This is a genomic window from Protofrankia sp. CiP1_Cm_nod3 (genome assembly GCF_982290655.1).
This window is the reverse complement of the sequence record NZ_CEVIVD010000067.1, coordinates 21,613-27,910: the sequence shown is the minus strand read 5'-3', so window position 1 is coordinate 27,910 and position 6,298 is coordinate 21,613. Positions and strand designations below refer to the sequence as shown.

At 72.9% G+C, this 6,298-nt stretch carries 4 protein-coding genes; 3 read left to right on the top strand and 1 reads right to left on the bottom strand.

Annotation, left to right across the window (positions count from 1 at the left end):
• Positions 1-1,376: multicopper oxidase domain-containing protein (locus tag AC5LUJ_RS14305; protein ID WP_493465081.1), on the bottom strand; the 1,376-nt coding region annotated here is incomplete at its 3' end.
• A 624-nt stretch (positions 1,377-2,000) separates the two neighbouring features.
• On the opposite strand from AC5LUJ_RS14305, the gene AC5LUJ_RS14300 reads away from it, so the two are divergent.
• From AC5LUJ_RS14300 to AC5LUJ_RS14290, 3 genes are all read left to right on the top strand, one after another.
• A complete protein-coding gene (locus AC5LUJ_RS14300; protein WP_493465080.1) occupies positions 2,001-3,191 on the top strand; it encodes a hypothetical protein in 1,191 nt (396 codons plus the stop codon).
• 677 nt (positions 3,192-3,868) lie between these two features.
• The gene (locus tag AC5LUJ_RS14295; RefSeq protein WP_493465079.1) at positions 3,869-5,260 is read left to right on the top strand and encodes an amidohydrolase family protein; all 1,392 of its coding nucleotides are present in this window, start codon (positions 3,869-3,871) and stop codon (positions 5,258-5,260) included.
• Between the two features lie 350 nt (positions 5,261-5,610).
• A complete protein-coding gene (locus AC5LUJ_RS14290) occupies positions 5,611-5,967 on the top strand; it encodes a four-helix bundle copper-binding protein (protein WP_493465078.1) in 357 nt (118 codons plus the stop codon).
• Positions 5,968-6,298: the final 331 nt, after the last annotated feature.

Below are 6,298 nucleotides of genomic sequence, written 5' to 3'. Positions count from 1 at the left end.
CCGGAAGCCGAGCCGGACGACGAGCCGGAAGCGGAGCCGGACGACGACGTCGCCCCCGTGCCCGATCCCGCCGCCCCCTGCCCTGCCGAGCCTGAGGACGGGCCGGGTTTTCCGTCGGGGGTGAGGACCTGGTAGCGGGTGATCATGCCGCCGAGGAGGTGTTCGTTGACGTGGCAGTGGAACAGCCAGGTCCCGACGTCGTCGGGCACCATGTCGGCCGTGGCCATGGTGGCGGGCAGCAGTGGGACGGTGTCCATGCGCATGCCGCTCCACAGCACGCTGTTGCCGTGCCAGTGCGGGGTGTGCAGGTCCTGCTCGCCGCCCATGCCCATGACGTACCAGCGGACGTGCTCACCCTTCCTCATGGTGATCATCGGCTCGTTGCCGAAGATGTAGCCGTTGATGGCGAGCCTGAGGTTGGACCTGGTGAAGTTCACGTCGTCGCGCGGCGGGTAGGGCGGCTGGGCGAAACGGCGGAGGTTCTCCTCCAGGTACGGGCTGCGGTTCTCGTCCATGATCTCGAAAAGGGCGACGATCTCGCGGTCGACGTCCTTCGGGGTGCCGTCCGGGCGGCCTAGGCCCCTGCCGGTGATGACCATCGCGCCCATCAGGCCGGCGGCGGTGTCGCTGACCTCCTGGGTGTGGGAGTGGTACATCCACATCACGGAGCTGCCGTCGTGCGGGCCGGGGCCGGCGCGGTCGGGCACCAGCCAGGTGTAGGTGTACCGGCCGCCGGTGGGGACGGCGTCGTCGAGCTTGTCCACGCCGGAGGTGTTGTCGGCGTACGGCGCCCCCTCGCTGGCTTTCGTGTAGAAGACCCCGTGGGGATGCACACTGTCGGGGATCCGGCATCCGTTACGGAATACGACCTTGATGGTGTCGCCGACCTCGGCGTGGATCGTCGGCCCCAGCAGGCCCAGGTAGGCGTCCTGCGGCGGGCGCGACACCAGCGTGGTGAAGCCGGCGTCGGTATAGCCGCGGTAGAGGCATTTCACATATCTCGGCCCGATCCGCCCCGGGCCGGACTCGAGGAAGCTTTTCTCCTGTGGGCTGAAGGGCTGGCCGGTGATGTCGTTACGGTCGTCCGGGGCGTAGTCCCACACGACCTCGTCGGCGCCGATGTAGTAGGTGCGCACCCGCCCGGTCGGGTGGAAGGCCTCGCCGGCGACCTCGTTCCAGTACGACCCGGCCGCGCCGTCCTGCGGGCTGGGCGCGGGCCCGTCCGTGCCGTGGGCGCTGTGGGGATCGGGGACGCCGTGGGGATCGGGGACGCCGTGGATATCAGGGGTGCCGTGAGTGTCGGGAGCGCCGTGGGCGCCTGGCGTGTCGCCCACGGCGGGCCCGGCGGTCGCCGCGGCGAGGAGCAGCGTCAGCATGCCCGCCATCGCGGCACGCCGGGCGTGCCGCCGCGCCCGGAGCCACGGCCCACCCGGCGTGCCCGGACCGTCTGGCCCTCCCGGGCGTCCCGGGTGTCCCGGGCCTGTCGGAGCTGTTGGGCTGGCCGTCGTCCCTCGGCCGTCAAAGAATGATCGCGGCGCCGCTGCCCTCCCTGGCGATCTGCCCTCCATAGCTGTACGCCTGCCGGCGCGCAATTCCTTAATCACGGAGCGTGACAGTAACTGATTGTGAGTGAACCTGTCCGGTAGGGGTCCGCATCATCCACTTACACGGCGGAAACAGCGATGTGCGCTGATACTGAACGTCACAAAAGACGATCAGGGACGAGAAGGGCGCGGAATACCGGGCAGGTGCCTGGCCGGCCGCCGGCCGGGAAACGCCAGACGGCATCCGGTCGCCCGGCCCGGCGGAGCGGGCCAACAGCAGGCGGCGCCCCACGGGCCGCCTGGGGACGGGGCCGTAGGACGCCGGGGACAGGGCCGTGGGGCGCCGGAGGCGGGGCCGTGGCGAACCGTGCCGGCCGCTGGACCCCTGCCCGTGCGTCCTGGTGCATTCTTGTCGGGTCGGTGCGGGCGGGATCCCGGGAGCGAGAACGGACAGCGATGAGTATGACCGAGGACGCGACGGTCGACGGGAGCGCACCGGCGCGGTGCGCCTACCCGGGCTGCGGCCAGCCGCCGAGCGCGCCGGCCGGGCCGGGGCGTCCGCCCGCGTACTGCGACGATCCCGTCCACAACCGGCTGTCGGCCTACCGTCGTCGACGGGAGCTCGCCGGGCAGTCCGGGCCGGGAGCGGCCGGGGCGGGGACAGCTGTCGGCAGGGCCGGCTCGGAGCGCGCCGTGGGCGCGCGGGGGCGGGCCGACGCGCTGGCCGAGCAGATCACCGCGCTGGCCGGCAGCCTCACCCAGGCGCTGGACGCCTTCGCCCGGGAGATGACCGCTCTCGGTGACATAGCCGCCACCGAGGCGCGGGTGGAGACGGTCGAGGCGGAGGCGGCCGAGCGCGTCGCCGAAGCGATCGCCCGGGCCGTGCGCGCCGAGCAGGCCGCCCGGGAGGCGCAGGCCGTCCGGGACGAGTCGGAGGCCGTCGCCGCCGAGGCGGTCGGCGTGGTCGACACGCTGGAGGAGCGGATCACCGCCCTGGAGGCCGAACGCGACGCGGCCGCGGCGGCCCGGGCGCAGGCGCAGGGGGCGCTCGAGCAGGCCCGCGCCGAGGCCGCCGCCGCGGCGGAGGCGGCGCGGCAGGACGCCGAGGCACGCCTGGAGGCGCTGCGCGCCGAGACGGCCGCGGACATCCGCCAGGCGCACCAGGCCGCGGACGCCGCCGTCCGGGCGGCGCGTGACGAGGCCGCCGCGGCGGTGGCCCAGGCCCGGCAGGACGCCGCGCAGGCGGCTGCCGCCGCCACCGCCGCCCGCGACGCCGCGCGGGCCCGGGCCGAGGCCCTGGAGCACACCACGGCCCAGGCCCGGGCGGAGGCCGACCGGCTGCACGCCGAGCTGGTCCGTCAGCGTGACGCCGCGGACGCGGAGATCACCCGCGTGCATGCCGACGCCGACCGCAGGCTGGAGGCGGCCCACCGGGCCGCGGACGAACGCCAGGCGGTGCTCGCCGAGGCCAGGGCGGACGCCCGTTCCCGGGCCGAACGTGCCGAGCGTCAGGCCGACGAGCTCACCTGCGAGCTGCGCGCCGCCCGGGCCGGGCTGGCCGCGGCATCCGGCCCGGTGGCGGCGGCGGAGCCCGTGCCGGCGCGCCATCCGGTGGACCCGCCGGTCACCGCCGCGACGGTCGGATGACGGTGGCCGACCGCCGTTGCCGGCCATCGCGGGTAGCTGTCGGGGCGCGGCCGGCCATCATCCGTCGGGATCCGTCGGGCTACGGGCGAGATCGGTCGGAGAGCGGTCGAAGAGCGTCCGACGCCACAGGCTCTTGACCCTGCCAATGACGGTCAGTTACGTTCACGAGCGGACTGGAATCATCGGCTGCGGCATCCGCTCGTCGGCGGACGTCACGAGCAGTTGAGCCGCCCAGGCGGGGGCCGTGCGCGGCCCGGGCGGGCAGCCCAGTCTGTGACGGCGCGTCCCCAGGCGCCGACCATGGAGGTACAGGTGTACAGGGCCAGGTGGAAGCCAGCGGCGGGTGCCGCGGACGACCGTGCCATGCCGGCGTGCGGCTTCACCGTCCGTCGGTACATCGACACCTGCCGCGTGTCGAGCACGGCCTGTCGACCGTGACCTGAGTACCCGCTCGGACGTCGCGACCGCCGGGCGGCCTGGCTGCCGTCCGGCGCTTCTTCGCCGTCGTCCCCGCCACGCCGTCCCAACCGGTGACCCGGTGCGCGGCCGGGCCGAGCGGGCCCAGCGCGGTACCCGGCCCGAGCCGGCATATCCTATGTGATCTCCATGGCGTCCCGTAATCAGCGCGGTGATCCATCCGCTGGTGGACGCCGGACCCCAGCGGCAGGAACGGCACGATGACGATCACCAGCACCGATGTCCCGCGGCGGGGCGGCACCGCCCTGTCGGGCGGCTTCGTCCTGCGGGGCGTGCACGCCCTTGACGAGCACGGCTACTTCGACGGCCCGGTGGACGTCGCGGTACGCAACCGGCACATCACCAACGTCCGGCCGCGTCTCCCACTGGACGCCGACGCGGTCGATGTCGACGCGCACGGGCTGTGGCTGATGCCCGGCGTCATCGACTGCCACTCCCGCGTCACGCTCTGCACATACGATCCGCTGGAGATGATGACGACTCCGCTGTCGGAGCGCTTCTTCCAGACAGCGGCGATGCTGCGCCGCACCCTGGCCGCCGGGGTGACGTACGTCCGGGACGCCGGCGGCGCGGACGCGGGCGTGCGTGACTCGCTGCTCGCCGGGCACATTCCCGGGCCGCGGCTGGCGGTCTCGGTGGTCGGGCTGACCCGCTCCGAGGGCCACGGCGACGGGGCGCTGCTCGGCCCCGGCCTGGAGGCGCCGGAGACCCTGACGGCGCTGGGCTACCCCGGCCGGCCCCGGCATGTCGTCCGGGAGCCGGACGGGATGCGCGCGGCGGTCCGCGCGGTGGTGCGGGCGGGCGCGGACTGGGTCAACGTCTTCGCCAGTGGCGGCATCATGTCGGTGCGCCCGGGGCAGCCGCTGCCGGAGTTCACCGCCGCGGAGCTCGCCGCCGCGGTCTCGGAGGCGGCCGCCTTCGGGCGTGGGGTCATGGCGCACGCGCTGGGGGCGGGCGCCGTCGACGCGGCGGTGTCGGCCGGCGTCCGCTCGGTCGAGCACGGGATCGGTCTCACGCAGCGTGAGGCCGACCTGATGGCGCGGCGGGGCGTCACGCTGGTCCCGACCCTGTCGCCGTACCACGAGCTGGGGCAGCTGGCCGACAGCGGGCAGCTGCCCCAGTGGGCCGCCGACCGTGCGCACGTGACCCGGGCCATGCTCGCCGACACGGTCGCGGTGGCCCGTGACGCCGGGGTCAGGATCGCTCTCGGCAGCGACAGCCGGCACCGGGACCGCCACGGCACCAACCTCGCCGAGATCACCCGGCTGCGCCAGAGTGGACTGTCGGTGTCCGAGGCCCTGCTCGCGGCGACAGCCAACGGTGCACGCCTGTGCGGTATCTCGGAAAGTGTCGGTCGTATTGCCCCACGCTACGAGTTCGACGCTATTCTGCTGGACGAGGATCCGGGCGACCTGTCGCTGTTCGAACGTCCCGACGCGGTGACCGGGGTCTTTCTCGGCGGTGTTCCCGTCGTCCCGCACACCCGCCTGCCCGCGGCCCTGACCGTACCCGCGGGCGGTGGCCTCCGGCCGTCCCCGGTGCCCGGCCCCGTGGGTGACCTGCCGCCGGCGGTGAACCCCGCGACGCCCTGAGTACTTCGGCCCGTCCGCCACCGGCCGGATTCCCTGCCGGCGGCGGGCCGATGTGCTGTTGCCGGCGTGTCACCACGGTGTGTCCGGCGGCGCACCAGCACGGAAAAGCAACCGAACAAAACCCGCTAATACTCGCGAACGCGCAGATTCCGCCGCTCTTTTCGGCGCGTGAATCACCGGAGAATTTGCCCGCGGGGGCATTGCTCTTCGCGGTTGCCGGTGCGCGTTCGTCATACGGGGCTTATCGTTGGTCCGAACCCCTCACGGAACAGCGGAACATTCGACGTGAGCGGTTCGCAGTGATCATCGGGGGCGGCGGTTCACGCCGCGCGACCGTCAGGAGGGTCATCGTGCAGCACGCCGAGAAGATCAGTAATGAAATGCGCAAGGCGATCGACAACTGCATGTCCTGCTCGACCACGTGTGAGGAGACGATTGCCTACTGCATGGACATGCCGGGGACGATGATGGACGCGGCGAGCATGCGTATCCTGATGGACTGCGCGGCCGTCACGAAGGTCTGCGCGGACATGATGTGCCGCATGTCGTCGATGTACCGGGAAATGTGTGGCATCTGTGCGCGCATATGTACGATGTGCGCCGAAATGGCCATGAAGATGCCCGGTGACGCCCAGATGATGAAGCTGGCGGAAGCGTGCCGCGCATGCGCCGCATCCTGCCAGATGATGGCCGGTGCCACGGTCTGAGCCTCGGCTCTGACGTCCGCCGCTCCCGCCTGGCCGGCGGTGGCGGGGACGTGTCGTCGTCGGGTCCGGGACGTCACGGGGTGCTCGCGGGAGTGCCGCCCGGGCCGCCCGGGCCCGACGGAAAACCACGGAAAATCCACGAACGCCCCCTGGGGCCGTTCTCGTCCGGCGTTGTTCGTGGTCCGTGGCCGTTCGTGCTTCGCGGCCGGCGCCGGCTGTTGTCGCCGTTGTTCGACATTACCGTCGGTGCCGGCCGGAATACTGGCCGGGATATTCGGTCAGCCGGATTTCGCGGCGGCCACCAGGGCGGGCGGTGCGGTGTCGACGCCGT

Bases quoted from the DNA above. Each gene is read 5' to 3' on its own strand.
- AC5LUJ_RS14300 (WP_493465080.1), top strand. From the start codon at position 2,001: ATGAGTATGACCGAGGACGCGACGGTCGACGGGAGCGCACCGGCGCGG.
- AC5LUJ_RS14295 (WP_493465079.1), top strand. From the start codon at position 3,869: ATGACGATCACCAGCACCGATGTCCCGCGGCGGGGCGGCACCGCCCTG.